This is a genomic window from Iodidimonas sp. SYSU 1G8 (assembly GCF_039655775.1).
Lineage (GTDB): Bacteria > Pseudomonadota > Alphaproteobacteria > SMXS01 > SMXS01 > RI-34.
This window is the reverse complement of the sequence record NZ_JBBYXJ010000001.1, coordinates 2282086-2308223: the sequence shown is the minus strand read 5'-3', so window position 1 is coordinate 2308223 and position 26138 is coordinate 2282086. Positions and strand designations below refer to the sequence as shown.

At 66.6% G+C, this 26138-nt stretch carries 26 protein-coding genes and 2 tRNA genes; 7 read left to right on the top strand and 21 right to left on the bottom strand.

The window, feature by feature from the left end; all coding sequences use genetic code 11:
• Positions 1-32: 32 nt before the first annotated feature.
• The 7 genes from WJU17_RS10885 to rpmH form a co-directional block, all read right to left on the bottom strand.
• Positions 33-109 (bottom strand) — tRNA-Arg (locus WJU17_RS10885).
• A gap of 108 nt (positions 110-217) precedes the next feature.
• A complete protein-coding gene (gene argB / locus WJU17_RS10880; protein WP_346327350.1) occupies positions 218-1120 on the bottom strand; it encodes an acetylglutamate kinase in 903 nt (300 codons plus the stop codon).
• A 60-nt stretch (positions 1121-1180) separates the two neighbouring features.
• Positions 1181-1834, bottom strand: coding sequence for a ribosome biogenesis GTP-binding protein YihA/YsxC (gene yihA / locus WJU17_RS10875; RefSeq protein WP_346327349.1), 654 nt, complete (start codon positions 1832-1834; stop codon positions 1181-1183).
• Between the two features lies 1 nt (position 1835).
• Complete coding sequence (yidC, locus tag WJU17_RS10870) at positions 1836-3629, bottom strand: membrane protein insertase YidC (protein WP_346327348.1); 1794 nt, start codon at positions 3627-3629, stop codon at positions 1836-1838.
• The gene (yidD, locus tag WJU17_RS10865; RefSeq protein ID WP_346327347.1) at positions 3629-3907 is read right to left on the bottom strand and encodes a membrane protein insertion efficiency factor YidD; all 279 of its coding nucleotides are present in this window, start codon (positions 3905-3907) and stop codon (positions 3629-3631) included. The genes yidC and yidD overlap by 1 nt, the downstream gene beginning before the upstream one ends.
• A complete protein-coding gene (gene rnpA, locus WJU17_RS10860) occupies positions 3904-4284 on the bottom strand; it encodes a ribonuclease P protein component (RefSeq protein ID WP_346327346.1) in 381 nt (126 codons plus the stop codon). The genes yidD and rnpA overlap by 4 nt, the downstream gene beginning before the upstream one ends.
• A 36-nt stretch (positions 4285-4320) precedes the next feature.
• Complete coding sequence (gene rpmH / locus WJU17_RS10855) at positions 4321-4455, bottom strand: 50S ribosomal protein L34 (protein ID WP_346327345.1); 135 nt, start codon at positions 4453-4455, stop codon at positions 4321-4323.
• A gap of 199 nt (positions 4456-4654) precedes the next feature.
• Here rpmH and WJU17_RS10850 point away from each other — a divergent pair, with 199 nt between their 5' ends.
• Positions 4655-6052, top strand: a complete 1398-nt coding sequence (locus WJU17_RS10850; RefSeq protein ID WP_346327344.1) for a HAMP domain-containing sensor histidine kinase — start codon at positions 4655-4657, stop codon at positions 6050-6052.
• A gap of 67 nt (positions 6053-6119) precedes the next feature.
• Positions 6120-6752, top strand: a complete 633-nt coding sequence (gene parA, locus WJU17_RS10845) for a ParA family partition ATPase (RefSeq protein ID WP_346327343.1) — start codon at positions 6120-6122, stop codon at positions 6750-6752.
• On the opposite strand, the gene ggt is transcribed toward parA, so the two are convergent.
• On the bottom strand, positions 6749-8473 hold the full coding sequence (gene ggt, locus WJU17_RS10840; RefSeq protein ID WP_346327342.1) for a gamma-glutamyltransferase: 1725 nt from the start codon (positions 8471-8473) through the stop codon (positions 6749-6751). The genes parA and ggt overlap by 4 nt on opposite strands.
• 44 nt (positions 8474-8517) lie before the next feature.
• Between ggt and WJU17_RS10835 the strand changes: the two genes are divergently transcribed.
• Complete coding sequence (locus WJU17_RS10835; protein WP_346327341.1) at positions 8518-9525, top strand: P1 family peptidase; 1008 nt, start codon at positions 8518-8520, stop codon at positions 9523-9525.
• Here WJU17_RS10835 and WJU17_RS10830 read toward each other — a convergent pair.
• Positions 9513-10565 (bottom strand): hypothetical protein, encoded by a 1053-nt coding sequence (locus WJU17_RS10830; protein WP_346327340.1) that lies wholly within the window; start codon positions 10563-10565, stop codon positions 9513-9515. The two genes, WJU17_RS10835 and WJU17_RS10830, sit on opposite strands and share 13 nt — an antisense overlap.
• A 200-nt stretch (positions 10566-10765) precedes the next feature.
• Here WJU17_RS10830 and WJU17_RS10825 point away from each other — a divergent pair.
• A tRNA-Arg gene (locus WJU17_RS10825) sits at positions 10766-10842 on the top strand.
• A gap of 216 nt (positions 10843-11058) precedes the next feature.
• On the opposite strand, the gene WJU17_RS10820 is transcribed toward WJU17_RS10825, so the two are convergent.
• From WJU17_RS10820 to WJU17_RS10810, 3 genes are all read right to left on the bottom strand, one after another.
• The gene (locus WJU17_RS10820; protein ID WP_346327339.1) at positions 11059-12060 is read right to left on the bottom strand and encodes a zinc-dependent alcohol dehydrogenase family protein; all 1002 of its coding nucleotides are present in this window, start codon (positions 12058-12060) and stop codon (positions 11059-11061) included.
• An 82-nt stretch (positions 12061-12142) separates the two neighbouring features.
• Positions 12143-13036: a pirin family protein gene (locus WJU17_RS10815; protein WP_346327338.1), complete on the bottom strand. Its 894-nt coding sequence runs from the start codon at positions 13034-13036 to the stop codon at positions 12143-12145.
• Positions 13037-13105: 69 nt separating this feature from the next.
• Positions 13106-13759 (bottom strand): hydrolase, encoded by a 654-nt coding sequence (locus WJU17_RS10810; RefSeq protein WP_346327337.1) that lies wholly within the window; start codon positions 13757-13759, stop codon positions 13106-13108.
• Between the two features lie 143 nt (positions 13760-13902).
• On the opposite strand from WJU17_RS10810, the gene WJU17_RS10805 reads away from it, so the two are divergent.
• Both WJU17_RS10805 and WJU17_RS10800 read left to right on the top strand, forming a co-directional pair.
• Entirely contained in the window at positions 13903-14805 is a 903-nt protein-coding gene (locus WJU17_RS10805) for a LysR family transcriptional regulator (RefSeq protein ID WP_346327336.1), read from the top strand.
• Between the two features lie 126 nt (positions 14806-14931).
• Positions 14932-16179, top strand: a complete 1248-nt coding sequence (locus WJU17_RS10800) for a DUF5996 family protein (RefSeq protein WP_346327335.1) — start codon at positions 14932-14934, stop codon at positions 16177-16179.
• Between the two features lie 48 nt (positions 16180-16227).
• Here the strand turns inward: WJU17_RS10800 and WJU17_RS10795 are convergent, their stop codons facing one another.
• Entirely contained in the window at positions 16228-16890 is a 663-nt protein-coding gene (locus WJU17_RS10795; RefSeq protein ID WP_346327334.1) for a DUF1971 domain-containing protein, read from the bottom strand.
• Positions 16891-17060: 170 nt separating this feature from the next.
• Here WJU17_RS10795 and folE point away from each other — a divergent pair, with 170 nt between their 5' ends.
• Positions 17061-17684, top strand: coding sequence for a GTP cyclohydrolase I FolE (gene folE, locus WJU17_RS10790; RefSeq protein WP_346327433.1), 624 nt, complete (start codon positions 17061-17063; stop codon positions 17682-17684).
• Here folE and WJU17_RS10785 read toward each other — a convergent pair.
• The 8 genes from WJU17_RS10785 to WJU17_RS10750 all read right to left on the bottom strand — a co-directional run bounded on the left by WJU17_RS10785 (position 17681) and on the right by WJU17_RS10750 (position 26084).
• Complete coding sequence (locus WJU17_RS10785) at positions 17681-18349, bottom strand: hypothetical protein (RefSeq protein WP_346327333.1); 669 nt, start codon at positions 18347-18349, stop codon at positions 17681-17683. The genes folE and WJU17_RS10785 overlap by 4 nt on opposite strands.
• A 4-nt stretch (positions 18350-18353) precedes the next feature.
• Positions 18354-19007: a response regulator transcription factor gene (locus WJU17_RS10780; protein WP_346327332.1), complete on the bottom strand. Its 654-nt coding sequence runs from the start codon at positions 19005-19007 to the stop codon at positions 18354-18356.
• A complete protein-coding gene (locus WJU17_RS10775) occupies positions 19004-21154 on the bottom strand; it encodes an ATP-binding protein (protein WP_346327331.1) in 2151 nt (716 codons plus the stop codon). Before WJU17_RS10775 ends, WJU17_RS10780 begins: the two co-directional genes overlap by 4 nt.
• A gap of 370 nt (positions 21155-21524) precedes the next feature.
• A complete protein-coding gene (locus tag WJU17_RS10770; protein WP_346327330.1) occupies positions 21525-22166 on the bottom strand; it encodes a Pr6Pr family membrane protein in 642 nt (213 codons plus the stop codon).
• Positions 22167-22242: 76 nt separating this feature from the next.
• The gene (locus WJU17_RS10765; RefSeq protein ID WP_346327329.1) at positions 22243-22500 is read right to left on the bottom strand and encodes a hypothetical protein; all 258 of its coding nucleotides are present in this window, start codon (positions 22498-22500) and stop codon (positions 22243-22245) included.
• A 142-nt stretch (positions 22501-22642) separates the two neighbouring features.
• Positions 22643-24058, bottom strand: a complete 1416-nt coding sequence (locus WJU17_RS10760; protein ID WP_346327328.1) for a malonyl-CoA decarboxylase — start codon at positions 24056-24058, stop codon at positions 22643-22645.
• 74 nt (positions 24059-24132) lie between these two features.
• Complete coding sequence (locus WJU17_RS10755; RefSeq protein ID WP_346327327.1) at positions 24133-25281, bottom strand: CoA transferase; 1149 nt, start codon at positions 25279-25281, stop codon at positions 24133-24135.
• A gap of 5 nt (positions 25282-25286) precedes the next feature.
• Positions 25287-26084 carry an enoyl-CoA hydratase/isomerase gene (locus tag WJU17_RS10750; RefSeq protein WP_346327326.1) on the bottom strand — a complete coding sequence of 266 codons (798 nt, stop codon included), beginning with the start codon at positions 26082-26084 and terminating at the stop codon, positions 25287-25289.
• Between the last annotated feature and the right edge of the window lie 54 nt (positions 26085-26138).

Below are 26138 nucleotides of genomic sequence, written 5' to 3'. Positions count from 1 at the left end.
GCGTAGACCAATTTCCAGCGTCACTGGAAAAATGGCGCACCCGACAGGATTCGAACCTGTGACCTCTGCCTTCGGAGGGCAGCACTCTATCCAGCTGAGCTACGGGTGCCGGTGTCTCGATCGCGGCGGAGAATAGGGAAAGCCGCACCCCGTGTAAACCCCGCTGCCACGCGGCGCGGGGATTGTTGCACGGTGCGTCGTTGCGGGCGGTGCGGCGTCAGCTCTTGCCGATCAGCGTGCCGGCGCCGTGGGCGGTGAATAGCTCGAGCAGCACCGCGTGGGATACCCGTCCGTCCAGGATGACGGCCGCGTCCACGCCGCCGAGGACGGCGTTCAGGCAGGTCTCGACCTTGGGGATCATGCCGCCGCTCACCGTGCCGTCGCCGATCAGGCCATTGACGTCGGCGGGCGACAGGTTGGTCATCAGCTCGCCGGCCTTGTTCAGCACGCCCTTGACGTCGGTCAGCATCAGCAGGCGGCGGGCGCCGACGGCGGCGGCGATGGCGCCGGCGAAGGTGTCGGCGTTCACATTGTAGGTCTCGCCCTCGTCGCCATAGCCGATCGGGGCGATGACGGGGATGAGGTCGGAGCGGGCCAGCACGTCGAGCACGTGCGGATTGACCGATTCCGGCTCGCCCACATAGCCCATGTCGAGCACGCGCTCGATGTTGCTGTCCGGGTCGCGCTTGGTGCGGGTGACCTTGCGCGCGCGCAGCAGGTCGCAGTCGCGGCCCGACAGGCCCACGGCGCTGCCGCCGGCCCGGTTGATGGCGGCGACGATCTCCTTGTTGATCCGGCCCGACAGGACCATCTCGACGATTTCCATGGTCGCCGCGTCGGTCACGCGCAGGCCATCGACGAACTCGCTCTCGATGCGCAGGCGGTCCATCATCTGCTTGATCTGCGGGCCGCCGCCATGCACCACGACGGGATTGATGCCCACCTGCTTCATCAGCACGATGTCGCGGGCGAACTCGTCGGCCAGCGTGCGATCGCCCATGGCGTGGCCGCCATACTTTATGACGATGGTCGCGCCCGCATATTTGCGCATGAAGGGCAGCGCCTCGGACAGGGTCGTGGCGGTCAGCAATTCGCTGTATCCGGCGGGCATTTGCGACATGGTTCTCTCCCGATTCCGGGGCGGTTTATAGCCGATTGCCGGAGGCGACGGAAGTGGCCGCTATTCGGCCAGCCCGGCGAGAATGGCGCGCAGCTCGGGGATCCCTTCGCCGGTCTCGCTGCTGGTCACCACCAGTTCGGGAAAGGCGGCGACATGCTTGCGCGCTTCGGTTTCCGTGCGGTCGATCAGCGCGGCCCGGTCGCCCTTGGCCTTGTCGATCTTGGTCAGCACCACCTGATAGGACACGGCCGCGTCGTCCAGCATGGTCATGATCTCGCGGTCGGCGGCGAGGATGCCGTGGCGCGAATCGATCAGCAGCATGGCGCGGCGCAGTGTCTGGCGACCGCGCAGATAGGATTTCAGCAGCCGGATCCAGGCGTCGACCTGCGGCTTGGGCACCTTGGCATAGCCATAGCCGGGCAGGTCGACCAGATACAGCGACCCGTAGCGCGGATGCTGGATGCTGAAATAGTTCAGCTGCTGGGTGCGGCCCGGCGTGTTCGACGTGCGCGCCAGATCCTTGCGCCCGGTGAGCGCGTTCAGCAGGCTGGACTTGCCCACGTTCGAGCGCCCCGCGAAGGCGATTTCGATGGGGCCGGGCGTGGGCAACTGGCCCAGGCCAGCCACGCCGAGCATGAAGGTGCATTCCTGGGCGAAGAACAGGCGTCCCCGCTCCAGGCGTTCCTCGTCGCTGATGTCGCCGATCGTGTCCACGTCAGTCGTTGAACGCGCCGTGGCGCTTCATGATCACCCATTGCTGGGCGATGGTGAGGATGTTGTTCCAGGTCCAGTAGATCACCAGGCCCACGGGGAAGCTGGCGAACATGAAAATGAACAGCAGCGGCAGGAACTGGAACACCTTGGCCTGGATCGGATCCGGCGGCGGCGGGTTCAGCTGCTGCTGGATGTACATGGTCGCGCCCATGATCAGCGTCCAGATGCCGATGGCGAGGAAGCTGGGCGGCGTCCATGGAATGAGGCCAAACAGGTTGGTGACCAGCAGCGGATCGTGCGCCGACATGTCCTTGACCCAGCCATAGAACGGCGCGTGCCGCATCTCGATGGAGGCCATCAGCACCTGGTAAAGCGCGATGAAGACCGGAATCTGCACCAGGATCGGCAGGCAGCCGGCGACCGGATTCACCTTCTCGGTCTGGTACAGCTTCATCATCTCTTCGCGCTGCTTCGTCGGATCGTCCTTGTAGCGCTCGCGCAAGGCCGTGATCTTGGGGGTCAGCTTGCGCATCTTGCCCATGGCGATGTAGGACTTGTTGGCCAGGGTGAAGAAGGCCAGCTTGATCAGGACCGTGATCGCCAGGATCGCCAGGCCGAAATTGCCCAGGAAGGTCTTCAGCCATTCCAGCAGCCAGAAGACCGGCTTGGCCAGGAAGGGCATCCAGCCCCAGTCGATGGCGCGGTCGAACAGGGTGATGCCCTGTTCGTTCTCATACGCCTCGAGCAGGCGGCTTTCCTTGGCGCCGGCGAACACCCGGGTCTTGGTGGCGATCTTGCCGCCCGCGGGCACGGTGCGCGCCGCGGAATCCGCGGCGCTGCGATAGACGTCCCTGCCATTGACCAGGCTGTAGGCGAAGGTGCCGGTGAACGGCGCGGCGTTGTCCGGGACCAGGGCGACGAGCCAGTATTTGTCGGCGATGCCCAGCCAGCCGCCCGTGGTGCCGCCATAGCTGGTCTGCGACGACGTGCGGTTCTCGTCGAGCGCGTCTTCCTTCAGGCTCTTGTAGGTGATGTCGTTCTTGAGGTCGCGCGAGCTGTCGCCCGTGTCCTTGGCCAGAACGCCCATGGGGCCTTCGTGGATCAGCGCGGAATGGGCGCTTTCCGGAATACCCACGCGGTCGACCAGCGCGTAATGCTTCAGGCTGACCGGCTCGCCGGTCGTGTTCTCGACGGCTTCATCGACGGTGATCAGGTAGTGTTCGTCGATGCTGTAGGTGCGGGTGAAGAGCAGGCCTTGGCCGTTGTCCCATGTCAGCACCGCCGGCTTACCCGGGGACAGCGTGGTTGCCGTGGTCTGCCATTCTGTCTCAGGACTCGGCAGCGCCGTGCCGGGGCGGCCGGCGGCGTCGAGCCAGAGGAAATCGACGAAATATGGGTGTTCCGTGCGGCCGGGCGACAGCAGCACCACGTCCGGCGAATCCTTCTCCACCGTCTGACGGTAGCCCAGCAGGGTCAGATCGTCGATGCGGCCGCCCTTGAGACGCAGCGAGCCGCTCAGGCGCGGCGTCTTGATGGCGATGCGCGGCGCGCTGCTGAGCGCGGTGGCGCGGTCCTCGCGCACGCTCAGATCGGGCGTGCCGGGTGTCGCGGCCGTGCCGGGCGCGGGGGCGGCGCCAGGCTGGGCCGGCTGGCCGGTGCCGGCCTCGATGTTCTGCTGGGTGCGCGCGTCGGGTTGCGGCGCGACCTGTTTGGCGAACAGCAGCTCGTAGCCGATCATCATGGCGAGGACGATGGCGATGGCGAGCACGAGATTGCGGGTGTCTTCGGACTGCATCAGCTCGGCTGGCTCCCGGTTGGCGCGTTGGACGGAGGGTGACCGCGGCACGGTGCGGCGGGGACGGGGTCGTGACCATGGCCGCCCCAGGGATGGCAGCGCGCCAGGCGGCGCAGGGTAAGCCAGGATCCCTTGAAAGGTCCGTGAATTTTCAGTGCCTCGAGCGCATAGGCGGAACAGGTAGGTGAATACCGGCAGCTTGGCGGCAGCATGGGCGAGATCAGATACCGGTAGAACCTGATCGGCAGCGCCAGCAGGAAGCTTAAGGCCGTTCTCATCGTGCGGTCTCGTCGATCCGGATGCGGCTCAGGGCGGTTTCGAGGTCGTGGATCAGGTCGGCCCATGGGCGCGACAGCGTTGTATGCCTGCCAATCAGCACATAATCAATAGCCGGGCGTCCCTTGGCCGGGATCACCAGCCGCGCGGCCTCGCGCAGGCGGCGGCGCGCCCTGTTGCGCTCGACCGAGCCGCCGACCTTGCGGCTGACGGTGAAGCCGATGCGGATCGGACCGCCGGGCTCGGCATTCTGGCGCGTGGCGGCCTGCAGGATCAGGCCGGGCGCGACCCATTTGGTGCCCACCCGCGCCACGCGCAGAAAATCGCCCCGCCGCCTCAGGCGGTCCAGCGGGACGATATTCTCGTGCGTTTCAGCCATCCCGAAAAGGCCGGCGATACGGGCCGGCCGGGCGGCTTAAGCGGAAAGACGCTTGCGTCCGCGGGCGCGGCGCGCCTTCAGGACAAGACGGCCGCCGACGGTGGCCATGCGGGCGCGGAAACCGTGCCGACGGGCGCGGACCAGCTTGGAAGGTTGATAAGTACGTTTCATGTCATCTCCGTTCGTCGGCCGGTGCCGAATTGGAAGCGGGCTGTATAAGCGCTGCCCCGAGCCGAGTCAATTCCCGGGTGGGCCCGGCTTCCATGCCGCGGCGACGCATTTCCAGCATTTCATGCAATTGCATGATCCCAGGGAAAGTCTGTTGTCGTATAACAAGTCGAGGGGGATAGCGAAGCTATGGGAGCTCCGCATGTTTAACAGTCTGTCGGCACGGCTGTTGGTGCTGACCATTTCATTCGTCATGCTGGCCGAGGTGATGATCCTCGTGCCGTCGGTGGCGCAATTCCGGATCACGTGGCTCGAGGAACGCCTGGCGGCGGCGCAGCTGGCGAGCCTCGCGCTCGAGGCCGCGCCCGATGGCGCGGTCTCGCCGGCGCTGCGCGATGAGCTGTTGGCCAATGCCTCTGTAACGGGCGTCATGCTCACCCGCGACGATAAACGCAGCCTCGTCCTCGGCGATCACGATCCGCTGGCGGCCGCCAGAACCTATGATTTGCGCGGATCCGTGCCGCTGTTGCTGGCGCGGGATGCCTGGCGGACCATGGTGTCGGGATCGGCCGGCACGGTTCGGGTAATCGCGCCGGCCAAACAGAACGGCGGCGAGTATGTCTCGATCATGGTCGACGAGGCGCCGCTCAGAACGGCCATGCTGGCTCATGCCCGCGGCCTGCTGTTGCTGTCGCTGCTGATCTCGCTGTTCACCGCCGGCCTTATCTACATCAGCCTGTTCCGCCTGTTCGTTCGGCCCATGCAGGAGCTGGCGGCCAACATGGTGCGCTTCAGCGACGCGCCCGAGGATGCGCGCCGCGTGATGCCCGTGTCGGACCGTCGCGACGAAATCGGCACCTTGCAGCGTGTCCTGCACGAGATGGAGGATCATCTGCGTCACGCGCTCGCCCAGCAGAAAGGGCTGGCCAGCCTGGGCGAGGCGGTGGCCAAGGTGAACCACGATCTGCGCAACATCCTGGCGACGGCCCGACTGGTGTCGAACCGCCTGTCCCGCAGCGACGATCCCGGCGTGCGCAGCCTGTCGCTCACCCTGATGCGGGCGATCGACCGGGCCATCGAGATCTGCTCGGATACGCTCAAATTCGGCCGCCCCCAGGCGCTGCAGCCGCGCGTCGTCCTGTTCGAGCTGCGTCCGCTGGCGGACGAGGTCGCCCACGCGGTCGGCCTATCCGATGAGACGAGCCCCATGTTCCTCAATCATATCGCGCCGCATATGGAGGTGGAGGCCGATCCGGAGCATCTGTTCCGGGCTCTCCAGAACCTGATCCGCAACGCTGGCGAGGCGATCGGCGACAGTTTCGGCGAGATCATCCTCCGCGCCCATCATTCGGGCGCCGAAACCGTCATCGAAGTGTGCGATACGGGGCCGGGTCTGCCGGCCCATGCGCGCGACAATTTGTTCAAGCCGTTCAAGAGCACGACCCACAAGCATGGCGCGGGCCTCGGCCTGGTGAATGTTCAGGAGATCATGCATGCCCATGGCGGCGATATCCTCCTGGCGCGCTCGGATCCGGGCGGCACGGTCTTTCGGCTGGTCCTGCCGCGTAGCGGCCATGTTGCCTTGCAGCATGCCGTCTGAGTTTCATGTTGCATTGCAACATGAAACTTTCTAGAGTTCATGCCTGATCATTGACGAAGGACTATTGATGGCCGCCAAGACAGTCGCCGTGGCGCAGCAGAAAGGCGGCGCCGGGAAGACCACCCTGGCCGCGCATCTCGGCGTGGCGCTTTCTGGCATGGGCCACAAGGTCGCGCTGTTCGACGTCGACCCCCAAAAAAGCCTGACCGCGTGGTTCGAGATGCGCCAGCGCCTCGTCGGCAAGACCGCTGGCCTGACCTTCGCCAGTTTCGAGGGCTGGAAAGCCTCGTCGGAAATCTTCCGGGCAAAAGGCGAGGCCGACATCATCCTGATCGACAGTCCGCCCCATGCGGAAACGGCGGCTCGTCTGGCCATCCGCGAGGCGGACCTGGTGATCGTCCCGGTCCAGCTCAGCCCCATGGATATGTGGGCCATGCGCACCACCCTGCAGATGGCCGAGCGCGAGAAGTCCCGCGTTCTGCTGGTGCTGAACCGGGTGCCGCCGCGCGGCAAGATGGCCGATGAACTGCGCGTGTCGCTGACCAAGGAGAACGTGCCGCTGGCCGATGCCGCTCTCGGCAACCGGATGGCGTTCGCGGCCAGCCTGCTGGACGGCAAGGGCGTGACCGAATCACAGCCTTCCAGTGTCGCCGCCGACGAAATCCGCGCCCTTGCCGCCGAGGTGCTGGCGGCGCTCTAGTCGCCCGCCGCGGTGCCTTCTCGGCGCGGATCGGCGCCGCCTTCCAGGGTCCGACCGCCGTCCGCGCCATAGCGGATCGCGATGCCGTGCAGGCCGCTGACCAATGGTGCTTCCTGCGGCGCGTAGCCCATGGCCGTCAGCCGCGGGACGGCGGCCAGCGCGGCGCTGCCGCGTTCCAGAAACAGCTTGCCGTTGAAGAAGGCCAGATTGGGCAGCTCGATGGCGTCTTGCACGGACAGGTTCCAGTCCAGCACCCCGATCAGCGTCTTGGCGACGAAGCCGATGATCAGCGGTCCGCCCGGCGATCCGATCGTCAGCACCGGACGATCTTCAGCGTCGAACACGATGGTCGGCGACATGGAACTGAGCGGCCGCTTGCCGGGCTCGACCCGGTTCGCCGCCGGCGCGCCGCCATCCATGGGCGCGAAGCTGAAATCGGTGAGCTGGTTGTTCAGCAGGAAGCCACGCACCAGGATCCGGTTGCCGAAAGCCGCTTCCACGCTGGACGTCATGGCGACCGTGTTTCCCCATTGATCGACGATGGAATAATGGGTGGTCGCGGGGATTTCCCCCGGCTCGATCGAACGAAATGCCTGCGGCGCGCCGGGCGGATCGCCGGCGGGCGCATCCTCCATCACCGTGCCGGGCGCGATCAGCGCGCTGCGCGCCGTCAGATAGTTGTCGTCGAGCAGGCCGGCGACCGGCACGGCGACGAAATCCGGATCGCCCAGCCATTTGGCGCGGTCGGCATAGGCGAGGCGCGACGCTTCGACGAACAGGTTGATCGCCTCCGGGCTGGCCGGCTTGGCGCCCGCGATGTTCAGGTCCTCCAGCAGCCGCACGATCTGGATCACCGCGATGCCGCCGGACGAGGGCGGCGACATGCTGCAGATATTCCAGACGCGGTAGGGCGCGCAGACCGCCTCGCGCTTCAGCGGCGTGTAACTGGCGATGTCCGCTTCGCTCAGCGTGCCCGGATTGATCGGCGCGGTCTGGACGGCGCGGGCGATGTCGGCGGCGATCTCACCTGTGTAGAACGCCTCGGGATCGCGCGCGATGCGCTCCAGCGTGTCCGCCAGCGCCGGATTCTTCAGCAGGGTGCCCGCTGGCAGCGCCTCGCCCTTGGCGTTGAAGAAATAGGCCAGCGTCGCGGGGAATTTCTTCAGGTGCTTGTCGGTCGAAATCAGGTACTGCAGGCGCGGCGAGACAATGAATCCGTCGCGGGCCAGCGCGATGGCCGGCTGGAACAGGTCGGCCCAGGGCAGCTTGCCATGCTCCTTGTGCGCCATGGCCAGCATGCGCACCACGCCGGGCGCGCCGGCCGACTGACCGCCGGGCATGGCCTCGTCCTTGTCGCGCGGCTGACCGTCCGGCCCCAGGAACAGGGTGTCGTCCACCTTGGCCGGGGCCGTCTCGCGCCCGTCATAGGCGGTCAGGCCGCCCTGTTCGGCATCGTGCAGCAGCATGAAGGCGCCGCCGCCAATGCCCGACGATTGCGGCTCCACCAGGGTGAGCACCATCTGCACCGCGATGGCCGCGTCCACGGCCGAGCCGCCGCGCCGCAGGATGTCGACGCCGGCATCGGTCGCGTGCGGGTTGGCGGTCGCCACCATCTGGCGCGACGCCGTCACCGCCGCGCGGGGCGTCTCCACCGGGGCTTCGGCGAATGCCGCCATGGGCCACAGGGTGAGAATGCCGATCAGCAGGAAGCGCGGAGCCATGATAGTCCTTTGCCGGTAGGGAAGGGCGACGGTACGGTAGCGCCATGATAGTGCCTGGACCGCGCAATCTCATCACCGATCTGGACGGCCTGCTCGTCGGCAACGCCGAGGACTGGCGGGCGCGCACCGGCACCACGGTGCTGTTGCCGCGCGCGCCCGCCGCCATGGCCGTCGATGTCCGGGGCGGCGGCCCGGGCACGCGCGATACCGAGGCGCTGGCGGCGGACACGCTGGTCGAGGCGTTTCACGCGCTGGTGCTCAGCGGCGGGTCGGTGTTCGGTCTCGCCGCCGCGGACGGCGTCACCGGCTGGCTGTCGGCGCGCGGCATCGGCCTGCCGATGGGACCGCGCGCCATTCCGGTCGTTCCCGCCGCCATCCTGTTCGATCTGAACAATGGCGGCGACAAGGAGTGGGGCGAGGCCAGTCCCTATGCCGCGCTGGGCCGCGCCGCCTGCGAGGCCGCGTCGCGGGATTTCTCCCTGGGCAATGCGGGGGCCGGTGTCGGCGCCAAGGCCGGATCGCTGAAGGGCGGGCTCGGCAGCGCCTCGGCCTTCGACGCCGATGGCGTTCAGGTCGGCGCCATCGTCGGCGCCAACCCCTGGGGCGAGGCGGTGATGCCGGGCAGCGGCGCGCTGTGGAGCTGGCCGTTCGAGCTGGCCGACGAGATGGGCGGCCAGCGGGGACCCGCGTGCATGCCGGACACGATGCCGTCGGGATTTCCCGCCGCCGCGCCGCCGGTCACCAACACGGTGATCGCGGCGGTGGCGACCAATGTGGCGCTGGGCAAGGGGCAACTCAAGCGGGTCGCCATGATGGCGCAGGATGGAATCGCCCGGGCCGTTCGACCGGCGCACACGCCGTTCGATGGCGACACGGTGTTCGCCGTCTCCACCGGATCGCGCGCCATGGCGGTGACGCCGCTGCTGCTGGCGCGGATCGGCGCCCTGGCGGCCGATTGTCTCGCCCGCGCCATCGGCCGGGCGGTCTACGAGGCGGACAGCCTCGGCGACAAGCCGGGCTACCGCGACTGGCGGCGCGATCAGCGCGGATAGAGCTTGATCGACGGCGTGCCGTTCGCCGGCACCGGCGCGTTGTACAGCGCCAGCGGAATATCCAGCGATTTCAGCATGGCGCGCACCTTCTGGAGCTGCTCGGGCGCCGCGCCCAGATTTTCCACGTCGAAGGCGATGTCGGGATATTGCGCCCGGACCTTGTCGATCAGACCGCGCAGCCGTGTCTCGAAATCCAGGTTGGGGTCGTCGAAGGTCAAGGTCACCAGCGGCTGGCGGCCCTTGAACCGGTCGCCGCTGTCCTGCGGCGCGGCGGCTTCGGCCTGCGGCTTTGGGCGCGGCTTGCGCAGGGCCGGGCGTTTCGCTGGCGCGGGCTCGGGCGCCGGCTCCACCACCGGGCGGCTCATGGCCGGGCCTTCCAGCCGCGCGGCCTGGCTGCCGCTCAAGCGTTCGTACTCGGCGAGTGAGTCGGTGATCTCCCGGTCCAGCGTGCCCAGCCGGGCCAGCACGGCGTTGATCGCCTCCGAGGCCGCGGCGGTGCGCTCGGCGCTGGCGGCATCGAGGTCCGGCGCCTGGGTCAGGGGACGCAGATCGCTGACGATACCGGCGCCGGCCGCCGCGTCGTCGGCCACGTCGGCGCGCACCTCGCGCAGCGTGTCGATGTCCTGGTTCAGCCCGGAAATATCCGCCTGCACCTTGCCCCACAGATCCGGATCGGCGCCGCGCCCGGCATCCACGGCGCTGGTGACGGCGGCGGCCTGGCGGGCCAGATCGGTCTTCAGCATCGTCAGCCGGCTTTCGTGCTGCGCCAGGCGCGAGGCGAGCGCGGCGGTGCCGGTGCTTGCCTTGTCCAGGACGCCGTCGGCCTGCGCGACGCTCGGCGTCGGCGGCGCGGGCGGCGTGGCCGTCGCGGCCGCATCGGTCTTCAGAACCGGCGGGACATCCGCCAGATTGGGCCATGCCACATCCTGGGACGAGCAGTTCGCGAGAAACAGGGTGGACAGAACCACCAGGCAGCGGCTCATCGGAGCGGGCATGGACACGGCTTGGGGATAATTGACGATGCCGGCGATCTTAGGCATTCGGCCCTGCCGCCACAAGCTTTCCCGCCCGCATGATGGGTATGTCCCTGTTTTCCTCTCCAGGATGTCAGCGGCCATGAAGGCGGCCGCAAGGGGCGCGACGATCAATCGCAACAAAGCGTGTCATGCGGCTTGCAATGCCGGATCGATTTGAGTAGGTTCCGCCGCCTGATGACCCGCGAAGGCACTCCCTTCGCTTGGCGCCCGTAGCTCAGCTGGATAGAGCACCAGACTACGAATCTGGGGGTCGGGAGTTCGAATCTCTCCGGGCGCGCCATTACAAATCCTGGCACGGACGAAAACGGCGGCTCTATCGGAACTGGCGTGGTTTTCCCGGCGGCATTTGAGGCGCCACCAGGCCTTACGATGGGCCTAACGTGGAATCGGTGTGCTTCAGGATATCAGTCCGCGATTGCCGCCGTTCCCTGCCTTGCCAGGCCTTCCCGAAGGGATGGTGTCGCGGGAATATCCCGGCAGCGCATCGATGGATTGATCATCCCGCGGGAAGCTCGACAGTCTGGCCCGCGACGTCGATCACCACCTTGCCCCGAAGTCCACGGGAGCTGCCGCCTTCGAGCAGTTCATGCGCTTCGCCGATGCGAGCCAGAGGAAGCACCGCGCCAATCACCGGCTTGATCAGGCCTCGTTCGACAAGACTTGTCAGCGCGTCGAGCTTGCCTCGATTCTGACGGGTGAACACGAAATGGTAGGCGGCGTTCCTTCCCCATGCTTCGATCAGGTTCTGCGGCTGTGCGATGTCAACGATGCTGACCAGCCGTCCGCCGTCCGCGAGGGCCAGCGCGCTTCTGGTCAGGGTGTCGCCGCCGACCGTATCGAATACGACGTTCACCCCTTGCCCGCGCGTCAGTTCGCCCACGACCGGGACATAGTCTTCGGAGGTGTGATCAATGACCTCGTCCGCGCCGAGCGAGCGCACGAACTCGTGATTACTGCGGCGTGCCGTCGTGATCACCCGCGCTCCCATCGCCCTGGCAAGCTGGATGGCCACCGTGCCCACGCCGCCGGCACCGCCATGGATGAGAATTGTCTCGTGAACGGCAAGCTGGGCGCGGGTTACCAAGGCCTCCCAGACCGTCCCCCCGACCAGTGTCAGGCTGGCGGCCTCCAAATGGGTAATGTTGCGAGGTTTGCGGGCGACAAGATCGACATCGGCAACGTGCTGTTCGGCGTACGAACCCGGGCCATCGAATATCCTTGGTGTGTAGTAGACCTCGTCGCCTATGTCGAACTCGCTCACATTCGCCCCTTTTTCCTCCACGACGCCGGAAACGTCGTGACCGATGATGGCGGGGAGGGGTACGTGGTCGGCGTAGTCGCCGCGTCGGATCTGATAGTCGAGCGGATTGATGGCGGAGGCGTGAACCCGCACGCGAACCTGCCGCGGGCCGACGGCCGGAACGGCAACATCGCGCATCTCGAAAGCATCGAAGCCACCGAATTTGCTGAGGACGATCGCTTTCATGGTGCTGGTCATGACGTTCCTTTGTCTAGGCGGCCTGATGAAATTCATCGAACCATAGGGAGGGATGCCATGGGCCGTGGCAACCGGTTGGCCTTCAGGACATGGCCGGCGCCGGCGGCGCCGGGTCGTCGGGCAGCGGGATAAACTCCGCGTCATCGGCGTCCGGCAGTTTCATCCGACCCGCCTTCCAGTCCGTCGCCGCCTGGGCGAGCCTGTCCTTCGAAGATGACACGAAGTTCCAGTAGAGGAAGCGCTCGCCGACTGGTTCGCCGCCGAGAACCATGATCGTCGCGGCGTCCACCGCCCGCACGTGCGAGGCGCCGGCACCGAGCACCAGCAGGCGGCCGGCCTCGTGGCGTTCGCCGTCCGCCTCCACGGCGCCCGTCGCGATATAGAGGGCTCGCTCCTTGTATCCGCCCGGAATTTCCGCGGTTGCGCCGGGCGCCACATCGAGATGCGCATAGAACAGCGGCGAGTCCGTCTTGGCGCCGGCCGTCAGCCCATAAGCAGTGCCTGCGATGAGATGGCCGGTTACGCCCGCGTCATTCCATTGCGGCAGGTCGCCGCCGGAATGATGGGAGAAGGACGGCGAGGTTTCCTCCATCCCCTCCGGCAAGGCGACCCATGCCTGGATCCCGTGAACATGGTCGCCCTCCGCCCGCGCGCGCTCGAAGCGCTCGCTGTGCGTGATGCCGCTGCCCGCGGTCATCCAGTTGACCTGCTTTGGCCGGACCGGCTGCGCATAGCCGAGGCTGTCGCGATGCATGATCTCGCCGGCGAACAGATAGGTCACGGTCGACAGACCGATATGCGGATGCGGCCGGACGTCGACGGTGCGGTCGATGCCGGGAGCGAGGTCCATCGGCCCCATATGGTCGAAGAATATGAACGGGCCGACCATGCGTCGCCTCATGAATGGCAGGACGCGCCCGACGGCCAGGCCGCCGCCAAGGTCCCGGCGGCGCTGCTCTATGACCATTTCAATCATGCTGCTCCCTCCTGATCGGCGCGGATCACGCCTCGATGAATGCCAGCGGGTCGGCCGACTATGCGCGAATCAGCCCGCCGCAGCCGGCACCGGCGTGTTGAGCAGCTGCTGCTCCCACAGATAGGCAATAGCGCTGCCGCCGATGTGATATTTGAGGGCATCGTTCAGATCGGTCGCGGTTTCGCCGCGCGCCCAGTCGCGCTGCCATTCGGATGCCAGGGCCAGCCAGGTCATCATGTTGATGCCGGCCGCGATCATGCGCTGAATAGCCACTTCATGCGCCTCGACGGACGTGCCTCCCGACGCATCCGTAATGACCGTCACGTCCCAGCCCTCGCCCGCCGCCTGGATCGCGGGCATGGCGACGCAGATCTCGGTCCAGAGGCCGGCGATAATGAGCTGCTTGCGTCCGGTTGCCTTCACCGCGTCGACGACCTTCTCGTCCTGCCAGGTGTTGATGAAGGTTCGATCGATCACTTCCTGTTCCGGAAAGACCTCGGTGATATGTGGGAAGATGACGCCGCCACGGGCAGCGATCACGCTGGTGAGAATGGTGGGCACCCCGAACACCTTCGCGACCTTGGCGAGGGCCGTGGTGTTGTTGACCACGGCCTGCGGGTCGTGGCTGTTCAAGTTTGCAAGCTGATAGGGTTGGTGGTCGATGAGAACGAGCACCGAATCCTCGGGACGAAGAAGCGAACTGAGCCCATTGCGTAATGCCATGACAATGCTCCGATTCTAGCAAGCCAGATGATTGTGAGAGACGCCCGCCAACAGGGCGTTACTTCGGCAAACGTTGCCATTACGGCGCGTGATGCGGTAGCTTCCTCAGGTGGCATACTGTGTCGCGCATCAGGGAACGCTAAGTGGATATCGAGGCGTTACGCATCTTCGTGGAAGTGGCCGACGCAGGAGGCGTTTCGCCCGCCGCGCGTCGGCTCAACCTGTCGAAGTCGATCGTAAGCAGACGCCTGGTCCGCCTCGAGGAAGAGCTCGGCGTCCAGCTGGTGGCAAGAACAACCCGCGGTGCTGCCCTTACCGAAGCCGGGGAAACGTTTCGAGACCACGCTGCGCGGGCGTTCGCGGAAATCGACGAGGCCAGGGAGACCATGCTTCCCGCCGGCGACCTGCATGGCCGCTTGCGGGTGGCCGCGCCGCTTTCTTTCGGACCAACTCATTTCGCGCCCGTGCTGGCTCAGATGGCGTTGCTTCATCCCAGGCTCCACATTCATACCTGCTACACGGACCGTTTCGTTGATCTTATCGCGGAGGGATTCGATTGCGGGATTCGGGTCGGAACGCTGGAAGATTCCTATCTGATCGCAAAGCGGATAGGCCCGATCTTCGGAAAATGCGTCGCCAGTCCGAGCTATATAAACGCGCGCGGTTCTCCCGAGACCCTGGACGACCTTCTCAGCCATGAAGCTCTCATGCAGGGCACCGAGCCCTGGCAGTTCATGGATGGGGACAAAGTCATCACGCTTCGCCCCAATGGGCGTTTCAAGGCCGATAACGGTGTTGCCCTGGTGGACGCGGCGATCGCGGGTCTGGGTATTGCGCGTGTTCCTGATGGTCTGATCAACCATCATATCGCTTCGGGAGCGCTCGTCCCCGTCCTGACGCGTTTTCCGCCGCCGCCCGCAGGTGTCTATGTCGTCCGTCCGCCAAGCCCGTTCCGCTCGAGGAAGATCCGTGTCCTGACGGACATGTTGATCGCGTCCTTCGATCACATGCCGAAAGACGCGGACTCCGCGCGGTTGCCCGAGTGACGTGTCGTTCGGCTTCCCGCGACACAGCGTAGCGGCTGACAGGACTAGCTCTCGGCAGATCAGACCGGCAGGCTGAACAAGCCACCCTGACGTCAATAAATCGCATGCGGGCGCGAAGGAGCGGAAATGAGCAACCATTGGCCTAGCCTCGATTATCCCGGTTGGCGCGATACATGTTCCGCCTTGCATCTCTATCTGCAGGTGGCCGGCAAGTACCGGCTGGCGCACACGCCTTGGGTCAATCATTCCTGGCATGCCACTTTCTATGTCACGCCCCGGGGATTGACTTCTTCGCTGATCCCCGATGGACCCGGCGTCGAAATCCTGTTCGACTTTCATGATCATCAGGTTGTTGGCACGAGCGGTGACGGTCGAACGGCTTCGTTTCCTCTGCTTCCAATGACGGTCGCGGAATTTCACGCCGGTCTGAGCCACCTTGTCGCCGAACTCGGCGGCACCCCCCGTTTCGACGGGCAACCGAACGAGGTGCCGAACCCGGTGCCATTCATCGAGGATCATCGCGACCGCCCCTATGATCGCGAGGCCGTTCGGCGATTTCATCAGGCGCTGATGGCGGTCGATCGGGTGTTCAAGACATTCCGAACCTCCTTTCTTGGCAAATGCAGCCCCGTTCATCTGTTCTGGGGCAGTTTCGATATGGCCGTCACCCGATTTTCCGGACGCCGTGCGCCGCTCCACGGCGGCGGCGTTCCGGCGTTACCTGACGACGTGGCGCAAGAAGCCTATGATCGCGAGGTTTCGTCCGCGGGCTTCTGGCCGGGCGGTGGCGGCATCGATTATCCGGCCTTCTATGCCTACGCCTATCCTGCCCCGGCAGGATATCGATCCGCGCCGATGCAGCCCGATGCCGCGTTCTGGCACGAAGGTCTGTCGGAATTCATTCTGCCGTACGAAGCAGTTCAGTCGGCGCAGGATGGCGATGCTGCTTTGCTGGCCTTTCTCAAAACGACTTACGAGGCGGCCGCCGATCTTGGGCGGTGGGATCGCGATATGCTGGAATGCGGGCTGGGCCGCCCCGCCACTGTGCGCCCGCCGGACTCGGCGTCGACCGCATCCACGGCGCCGCTGCCAGACGGGGCCGTCCAGCGGGAGGATGGGCCTTCCAAGGGTCGTTACTACATGGTCGTCGACGGTATCGAGGCGGAGATGACCTATAGCCGTGCCAGCGAAACGCTCGTCATCATCGATCATACAGATGTGCCTGACGCCCTCCGGGGGCGGAGGATCGGCGAGCGGCTGGTGCGCCAGGCAGTCGATGACGCACGGCGCGAAGTGTTCGCCATCATCCCGCTCTGTCCGTTTGCCAAGGCGCAGTTCAACCGGCATCCAGAATTGCAGGACGTGCTGCGCTGACGTTTATGGAGTTTTTTGGGTTACGTCTTTTCGCGGCCCGGCTTCCGCTCACACGGGCGGCTCGCTGTCGTGGAAATCCACCTGCATGCGCATGGGGCCGGTGATCTCGATCCAGTGGGTTTCGCCCGGGGCGGCGGTGGCGGATTGGCCGGCTTCGAGCGGGAGGGCGCGGGGCGGATCGGTGAAGTGCAGGGTAAGCGCGCCCTCCAGCACCCGGATCACGCCCGATGTGCCTGCCTTGGTGCGGTGATCGCGGCGCAGACCGGGGGGCAGGGTGTCCTGGTCGAAGATTGGGGTGGAGCGGTAGGGCGCGGGCCGTGCGCGGGGGCCGGTCACCGTCGGCTCGCCCAGATGAAAGCCGATGGCCAGCTTCAGGCTCTCGGCGATCCGGGCGGCCTTTTCCTGCAGCACCTTGGCCTCTTCGGCGGAAAACATCTCGGTTGTCGTCTCGCCCCACAGCGAAAGCCAGCGCTCGAACATGACGGGCGTGATCTCGCGGGCGTGGCGCACATGCGCGGCGACGGGATTGCCCTTGTAGCGGCCGGTGGTGAACATCACCGACGACCAGAAGCGCGTCAGCGTCGTGAAGTGATGCGGCCAGTCGTCGACGGCGCGGTTGAACACCGGGCCGATCAGATCGTCCTGCCGCACCTTGCCATAAAAGCGCTCCACCAGAACCGCGAGGCCGGCTTCGTCCATTGTCGTGGTCATGCACCGTTCCCTGTTGATCGCCCTATGCAGTGAGACCTGACATAGGCCGCTTTCCCGGCGCGGAACAGCGCGAGGCGTGCGCGTGTCAATCGGTATCCGGGTACTGATCCAGTGGGCGCGGTGGCTGCGTAGAGGATGAAGTACTTGTCAGGAGATATTTCATGAACGCCATGCCTCCGTCTCTCGCCCGTTCCCTCGATGTGGAAAGCGCCCCGGTGCTGGCCGCGCGTCCCAGCAGGGAGGAGGCGGAAGCCGCCGTACGCACCCTGCTCGCCTATACGGGCGACGATCCCAACCGTGAAGGCCTGCTCGGCACGCCCGACCGGGTGGTGCGCTCCTATGATGAATTCTTTTCCGGCTACGATCAGGACCCGGTGCAGATCCTCGAGCGCACCTTCGAGGAAACCGAGGGCTATGACGAGATGGTCGTTCTGCGCGACATCGAGTTCGGCAGTCACTGCGAGCATCACATGGTGCAGATCATCGGCAAGGCGCATGTCGCCTACGTGCCGGAGCGGCGCGTGGTGGGGATCAGCAAGCTGGCGCGGGTGGTCGATGTCTACGCCAAGCGTTTGCAGATCCAGGAAAAGATGACCTCCCAGATCGCCCAGGCGATCAACGACGTGCTGCGCCCGCGCGGTGTCGCCGTCGTGGTCGAGGCGGCGCATCAGTGCATGACGACGCGGGGCGTCAACAAGCGCGGCGTCGCCATGGTGACCAGTTCCATGCTGGGCTGTTTCCGGACCGACCCGGCGACCCGGCAAGAATTCCTGACCATGATCCGGGGCGGCTAATCGCCTCGGCCGTGCGGCGCGCCGCTCTTGTCGATGCGGGTGAAGAAGCCCGCCAGGTTCGAGACGGCGAAGGCGCCCACGGAGACGATCAGGAACGGATTGAGCGTCGCGGCGGCCAGCACCCAGCTCGCCGCCGACGCCAACGTCAGCGCCGATGGGGCCAGCTTGGTCAGGATGTCGGCCGCGCGCTGGCCGTGCACGAAGTCCGCCGCGGCAAAGCAGGCGCATCCGGCGACGATCAGCGCGCCGAGCGCGATCTGCGAACCGTGTGCCCACAGGTTTCCCGTGCCGTGCGCGGCGGCGTCCAGCAGCAGCCCGGCGCCGTTCAGCGTCAGCAGCGAGAACGAGACGCCCACCGGCTTCACCCGCGCCCATTTGGCGGCGATGTCGGGCAGCCGGCTCAAGAGGCGCTGCGCGCCCGCCCGGAGTTTCAGGACCGCCGCCGACAGCGCGCCCTTTTCGCCCGCGATGGTGCGCGCCTGATCGTCGCCGAACGCCAGCAGGATGGTGTGGGCCAGCATGGTGAACAGCGCGCCCGCCAGCTTGGGCAGGCTGACGGCGGCATCCGAGTCGAAGGCGAAGCCCAGATAGCAGAAATCGCCGACGATGTTGCACAGCGCCATGGTCGAGAAGGGATGGCTGCGGATGTAGCCGAGCGGGCCCACGCCCTCAGACCAGGCCGCGCCGCACCGCCTCGACAGCGGCCTCGGCGCGGGTGGCGATGTTCAGCTTGCGGTAGATGGCCTTCACATGGTCGCCCACGGTGTGGTCGCTGATCGACAGCTCGCGCGCGGCATCCCGGATGCGCATGCCCAGGCCAAGGCAGGTCAGCACCTCTGTCTCGCGCGGCGTCAGCGCGACTTCTGCCATGGCCGGCGGCGCCGGCTTGCGGAAATGCGCCATCATCCGGCGGGCGATGGAGGGCGACAGCGGCGGCTCGCCCTGCTCGATGCGGCGCAGGGTGCGCTTGAGTGCTTCGGGCGTCTCGCTTTTCAGCAGATAGCCCTGCGCGCCGGCGGCGATGGCCTCGAACAGGTGCCCGTCATCATCATAGATGGTGGTGACGATGGGCAGGGCGCGCGGATGGCGTTCGGCGAGGACACGGATCAGGTCGATGCCCGATCCATCGGGCAGCCCCAGATCGACCAGGGCGACCGCGAGCACGTCGCTGCCCGGCGGTATCGCCTCGACCGCGGCCAGGCCGGCGGCCAGGTCGCCCACGGCGGTGATGGCCATGCCGGGGAACAGTTCGGCGACCAGCGCGGTCAGCCAGTGGCGGGTGGCGGCAAGATCTTCCACCACCAGGGCGCGGCGGGCGGTCATGCGCTTTGCTCCAGCGGCAGGCTCAGCATGATCCGGGTGCCGCTGTCGCAGGACGGAAACGCGATCTCGCCGCCGAGGCCCGCGATTCGCCGGGACAGGTTGGCGAGCCCGTTGCCTCGCCGGGCGTCCGGATCGAGGCCGATGCCGTCATCTTCAACCACCAGCGACAGCATGCCGTTCGCCCGGGACAGCTCGACGCTGACCCGGCTGGCGCGCGCATGGCGGATGGCGTTGCTGAGCATCTCGCGGTGGCTGGCGATCAGGTTGCGGTAAACGGGATAGTCGAGTAGCACGCCATCCTCGATGCCGCTCGCGCGCCATTCCATGTCGAGGCCGGCGCCGTCGAGGCGCTGGCCGGTTTCATGGCGCAGATCGGCGGCCACGGCGGCCAGTGGCTTGCGGTCGCCGGTAAGTCCCGACGCGATGGCCCGGATGTCGGTGAGCACGTCGCGCAGGGTCTCGCGGGTGTCGTCCAGGCCGTCCCGGTGCAGGCTGGTCAGCAGGCGCGCGCCCACGTCGTCATGCAGGTCGGCGGCGATTCGGCGCCTTTCCTCGCTGGCGCCCCGGTCATAGGCATCGCGGCCCTGCTCGATCCGGGCCATCAGCGTCGTCAGCTGCCGGGCCAGCGCCAGGTGGGACGGACCGAACAGGCCGCGTCCGCCCCAGGGACAGCGCAGGATCAGCGCCGGGGCGTCGGCCATGGCGGGAAGGGCGAGCTCCAGCCCTTCCTGGCGCACATCGACCGTGGCGACCGGCTCGGGCGCGGGCAGCATTTCGAGCGGATCGAACAGCCGGGTCAGCAGGCCGCGCCAGCGGGCGGCGCGCTCCTGCTCGGTGGCCGCGAAGGCGACATCGACGATGGACCGGAACAACTCGTCCTCGCCCAGCTTGCGGCGCGCCACCGCCCAGCGCCATAGCCCGTCGCGCAGCGGCAGATAGCCGAAGGCGACGGCCAGCAGCGCCAGGCCGAAGGACGGACCCGGCTCCAGATGCAGCGCGAAGATCAGCGCCGCGTCCAGCGCCAGCAGCAGCAGCAGGGCGCCGGTATAATACAGGATGCGGAACGCCCATTCGTCCAGCTCGAACAGCCGGTAGCGGCTGACGCCCAGCGCGACGCCCGCATGGATCAGCAGGAAGAACAGGAAGGCATAGCCTTGCGATAGGGGCGGCAGCCCGCCGATCAGCACAGGTGTGATGATGGTGGCGACGAAGGCGCCCGCGCCGATGATCACCGCCAGTCCCAGCCAGCGCAGCGCCGCGCGCCCGCGCGGGTCGCCTCGCGTCGCGCGCCATTGCAGGCCGATGCAGATCACGATCAGCAGCATCTCGATCAGCGTCGGCAGCTGGCTGCCGGTCGCCGGGTCCGGCGCCAGCCGCGAGATGTCCGCCGCCAGCCAGGTGGCGACGATGACGGGCAGCGGCCACAGCAGCGCCGGGCGCACCAGTTGTCTTGGATAGAGCAGGAACAGCGCGATCATGGCGCAGCCGAAGCCGAGCGATCCCAAATGGTTGAGCGCCGACAGGACGCGGTGGAGGTCGCCGTCCATCGCCAGCTCGCGGGTGCTGTAGATGGCCGCCGAGAAGGACGACAGCATGATCGCAAGCCCTGCCGCCACGAGCATGCGGGCGCCCCAGTCTTCGCGCCGCAGCGCCCAGACCCAGGCGCTGATCAGAAAGGCGCCGGCGCCGACGAAAAGCTGCACCCAAAAGGGCGGGGGCAGGTGCACCGGCAGGCGCGGCGCGGGGGAGACGGTGACCGTCGCCGCAGTGCCGTCCGGCGCGCGCGCCTCCAGCGTCAGTTCGGGCTGGTGCAGAATGTCGTTCAGTGCCGATTGCCGGACCTGAAACGCCGCGATCCGGTCATAGCTGTCGAAATAATCCGACTCCTCGACCACATCGTCGGGCCGCAGCGTGAGCCGCCGTCCATCCGCGCCGGCGAGCGCCACCAGATCGGCCGGTGCCGTCAGGTCCCTGGCCGGGCCGCGGGGATCGACCCGCTCGATTCGCACGCTGTCGCGTTCCGTATCGGGACGCAGCACCAGGCCCAGTCGGGGCTGGTCGAGCGCCATCCACAGAGTGAGCGCCGACGCGGTCACGCAGACAAGAAGCGCGGCCAGCATCAGACGGCTCGGAACCCAGAAATTCACCCCCACAGACCCTTTCGTCACCTCGTCCAGTGCCCGATCCCGGCGGGCAGGCGCACAGGGTAAAACCTTATGCCTGGTTTGTCTGTTGCCATGCACGCTCTCCCGCGTTCGCGGGATACGAGGCGCCGTGGGCATGGGATATCGTCCGTCCGATGGCAGGGGGATATCGGTGCTACCCCGGCGAAGGGCCCATCACGATCCGTGGTGGAGGGCGCCGGATTGCACCTCAGGGACCGCGTCGCTGCTGAACGGTTCCGTCCTCGCAACTCCGCCTGACCATGGCCTCGACCGGCATGGGAGTCAGTCCCACAGGATCGGCGCGCCGGCAGCCTGCGATGGGATGGTCGCTCTGGCTGCCGGCTGCTTGCCGTCAGCGTCGGGCGCGCCAGCGATCGATCGCGACCACCATCAACCCCAGCGACCAGAATGCCGCCAGCAGCAGGACGGCGTTGGCGGCGACCCCGGCCGCGCCGAGTTTGGACAGATCGATGAACGGATAGGGGTAGACGCCGGTTACCGCGCCGCGCACCAGCGAGTACAGGAAATATGCCGCGGGATAGCACAGCCAGAGGGCCGCGTGGCGCCATCGGAGAGTACCCTTGGGCGCCCAGGCAAGCCAGCACATCAGGTAGAGCACCGGCATGGCGTCGTGCAGGATGACATCGCAGAACTTGGTCAGCCCGGTCGGTGCCCACAGATCCCGAAGCAGCAGGGCATAGACCATGCCGACCACGCTCATATAGACGACGACGGCGGCCCGCACGCCCGATCGCGTCAGCCAGACGGAGTCATGTGGCTTCAGCACCCAGGCGCTGAGCACCAGGGCCGTCAGCAGATTGGTCAGGATGGTAAAGTAGCTGAAGTAGACGACGAGCGCGTCGGTGATCGTGCCGCCCCCGTCCACGACAAGCGACAGGGTCAGATAGAACCGCAGGATCAGGGTTATCCAGATCAGCCCGGCAAGGCCGGCCAGCGTCAGGCGCACGGCCCCGGATGGCAGCGGCTGTGTCATGGAGACGTTCCCGTGCAAGCGAAAAGGGCCCCCGGGTTGCCCCGGAAGCCCTTTCCAAAACTCAAGAAGCTGCCCGTTACTCGGCGGGCGCGCCTTCCTTCATTTCCTCGGCAGGCGCAGCGCCTTCGGCCGGCGGCACGGTGCCGTCAACCGGGGCTTCGACCGGAGCTTCAACGGCGGGCTCCATCGGTGCGGCTTCGGGGGTCGGCTCCACGGGGGCCTCGGCAGCCGGCTCAGCCGGGACTACCGTGGTTTCTTCCTTGGACTGGTCGCAAGCGGAAAGCGCCATCAGCATTACTGCGGACGGCAGAACGATTTTCCACATCCCTTTCATTCGATTTTACTCCTCTTCCCAGAGACGGCTATAGGACGTGCAACTTTTGCACATCCAATGGAATCTTACAAACAGCAAGTACACCTAGGCCGAAGGCCCGTCGATTTTGCCATGGCGGATAAGTTGCTTACCCGCAATGACCCTAGGACCCCAGTTGGTGCGTTCGCTGTGTCAGCTCCCTCAACGGGCGCGACACTACCACAGTTCCGTCGCGTACATAGCTCTCATGATTGGTTTCGACCCGCTGGAGATCATAAAGATAGTTGACCATCAGGCCCCAGGATTGCTTCCAGCCGTTGGCCGACCGGTCGGCGGGCCAGTTCAGACGCTCTAGGCGTGCGCCGTTGCGCAGATGAAAGCGGGCGACCGGATCGATGGGCAGGCCTTGCGGGTTGCGCTGCCTGAAGTACCAGGCGGCCATGCGGTGGACGAAATCGCGCAGGTCCGGGGTGTCCGCCATCTCGCCAAAGGTCGATGATTGCAACGTGGCGAAACGCTCGGCATCGCCGGGCTGGAAAAGCGTGGCCGCGTGCTCGGCCGCGACGCGCTCCAGCCAGCGGCGAAAGCCGGGCACGGGCGACAGGGTGGCGAACTGCTTCAGCCGGGGCACGTCGTGAGACAGAGCCTCGGCGGCCTTCTTGATCAGATGCTCGCCGAAGCTCACGCCCTGCAGGCCGCGCTGGGTGTTTGAAATGGAATAGAAGATGGCCGTGTCGGCGCCCGGCGCATCATCGACCCTGGCGGTGCGGTCGAGCAGCACCTGCACGTCGCCGGCCAGGCCTTTCACCAGAGCGACCTCGACGAAGGCCAGCGGCTCGTCGGGCATGCGCGGATGGAACAGGGCGAAGCAGCGCCGGTCCGATTCGAGGCGGTTGCGCAGATCGTCCCACGACCGGATCTCGTGTACCGCCTCATAGGCGATCAGCTTCTCCAGCAGTGCCGCCGGCGATTGCCAGGTGATCTGGCGCAGATCGAGGAACCCCAGATCGAACCATGACACCAGCAGCTCGCGCAGATCGTCGTCCAGCGCCGCCAGCTGCGGCGACGGATCGCGGATGCCGAGCAGGTCGGCGCGCAGGTCGACCAGGAACTTGACGCCTTCGGGCAGGGCATTGAACTGGCGCAGCAGGCGCAGGCGCGGCGGCATCAGCGCTTCTTTCAGGGCGCGTTCGGCCTGCAGCCTCTCGGGCGCCGTGGCGGCGTCGCGCCACAGCGCCGCCGCCAGGCTCAGCGCATGCTCCTCGGTGGCGAAGCGTTCCGCCAGCAGCGTGAGGAAACGCTTTCGTCCGGTGTCGTTGAAGGAGAGGTAGAGCCTGCCCAGCTCGGCCGCCCGGGCGCGAGCGGCGAACTCGCCGCCGGGTCCGTTGATGCAGTCGGCGATCTGGCGGCGGACCGTCTCCAGTTTCCCCGGGGGCAGATCGGCGCCGATATCGCCGCTTTCAACCAGCGACGCGGCGCCGGCGCGCACATCCTTCCAGGCCCGGCGCAGGCGGACCAGGGTCCGGTTCAGCAAGGTCTCCCGCGTCTGGGGCGGGATCATGAGGGACTGGCTGCTCATGGTTCGGTGGTATCACAGAACACCCGCGTCAACCACCGCACGATTGTGACATTTGCCTTGCGGCAGCCGCTGGTCTAGCGGCCCAGCCATGCCAGGATGGCGTCCCGGCCGCCATCCAGATCGGGCACCGCGCCACGTGTGTTCGGATCCGCGAACGCCGACAGCTTGATCGGGTTGCCGGCGATCTCCAGCGGGCCCGTCACCGGGTCGTCGATGGTCACCACCATGTTGCGCGCCCGCACGTGCGGGTCGTGAAGCGCCTGCGCGACATCGTTGATGGGGCCGCAGGGCACGCCCGCCGCCTCCAGCGCCGCCATCCAGTGGGCGACGGTCTCGTGCCGCAGCGTGAGTTCCATCTCGTGCGCCAGCCGGTCCACGTTCTGGGTCCGTCTGTCGTTGCTGGCGAAATCCGCATCGGCCATCAGGTCGGGCCGGCCCAGCACGCCGCAGAGTTTTTCGAACAGGCCGTTGTTGCCGGCGGCGATGATGATGTAGCCGTCCCGGGCCTGATAGGCGGCGAAGGGTGTGATCGACGGATGCCGCGCGCCCAGCGGGCCGGGCGCGGTGCCCGTCGCCGCGTAGCGGGCGATGGCGTTTTCCAGGATGGCGATCTGGCAGTCCAGCATGGCCACGTCGATCTTCATGCCCTCGCCCGTCGCCGTCCGGTGATAGAGGGCGGCGTTGATGCCGATGGTGGCGAACAGACCGGCGGTGATGTCGCCCACCGAGCTGCCGACGCGGGTCGGCGGCCCGCCCGGGTGACCGGTGATGCTCATGATGCCGCCCATGCCCTGAACGACCATGTCATAGGCCGGCCGCGTCTTGTACGGGCCAGTGTGGCCGAAGCCCGACGCGGCGGCATAGATCAGGCGGGGAAAGCGCGCGTGCAGAGCCTCCCAGCCATAGCCCAGCTTTTCCATCACGCCGGGCCGGTAGTTCTCCACCAGGATGTCGGCGCGGGCGAGGAGGTCATCGAAGATGGCGCGATCACCGTCGGCCTTGAGGTCGAGCGCGATGCTCTCCTTGCCGCGGTTCAGCGACATGAAATAGGCCGACTTGTCCTCGATGAACGGGCCGATGTGCCGGCTGTCGTCGCCGGTGCCCGGCGTCTCCACCTTGATTACCCGCGCGCCCAGATCGGCCAGCACCATGGTGCAGTACGGGCCTGCCAGCACGCGGGTCAGGTCGATGACGAGAAGACCGGAAAGCGGCCCGTCCACCATCGGGACTACTTGCCCCTGAACTGGGCGGGGCGCTTGTCGAAGAACGCCTTGACGCCTTCGCCGAAATCCTCGGTGCGGCCGGCGATCTTCTGGCTCTGGCGTTCCAGATCGAGCTGGTCGTCATAGGTATTGAGCGGGCTGTTCCAGTACAGCTTGCGGATCAGGCCCAGCGCCACGGTCGGACCGTTGGCCAGCTCGCTCGCCAGCTTGCGTGCCTCGTCCATCAGCGCGGCGTCGTCATACACGCGGTTGATCAGGCCCCATTCCAGCGCCTTTTCGGCGGGCAGCTTCTCGGCCATCAGCGACAGTTCCTTGGCGCGGGCGAGCCCGACGAGGCGCGGCAGCAGATAGGTCGAGCCGCCATCCGGCACCAGGCCGATACGGCGGAACGCCTGCAGGAAGTAGGCTGACCGGGCCGCCAGGATCATGTCGCCCATCAGCGCGAAGCTCATGCCGACGCCGGCGGCGACGCCGTTGACGGCGGTGATCATGGGGAAGGGCAGGTCGCGCAGGCGCTTCAGAATGGGGTGATAGAAGCGTTCCAGCACGTCGCCGGCGTCGCTGTCCGATGAACCCGGCTCCTTGGAGATGCCGCCACCCAGATTGGCCCCGGCGCAGAAGCCGCGGCCTTCGCCGGTGAAGATCAGGCACCGCACGCCGCTGTTCTTGTCCTCGATCACGGTCAGCGCCTCGATCAGATCCTCGAGAACGCCCATGGAAACGGCGTTGAGCGCCACCGGATCATTCAGGGTAAGGACCGCGATGTTGTCCGCGATATCCAGTTTGACCTTGCCGTTCTTCATGTGCTTTATCTCCCCGGGAAACTCTATTCAGGCCGCGTCAACAAAGGGCATTTC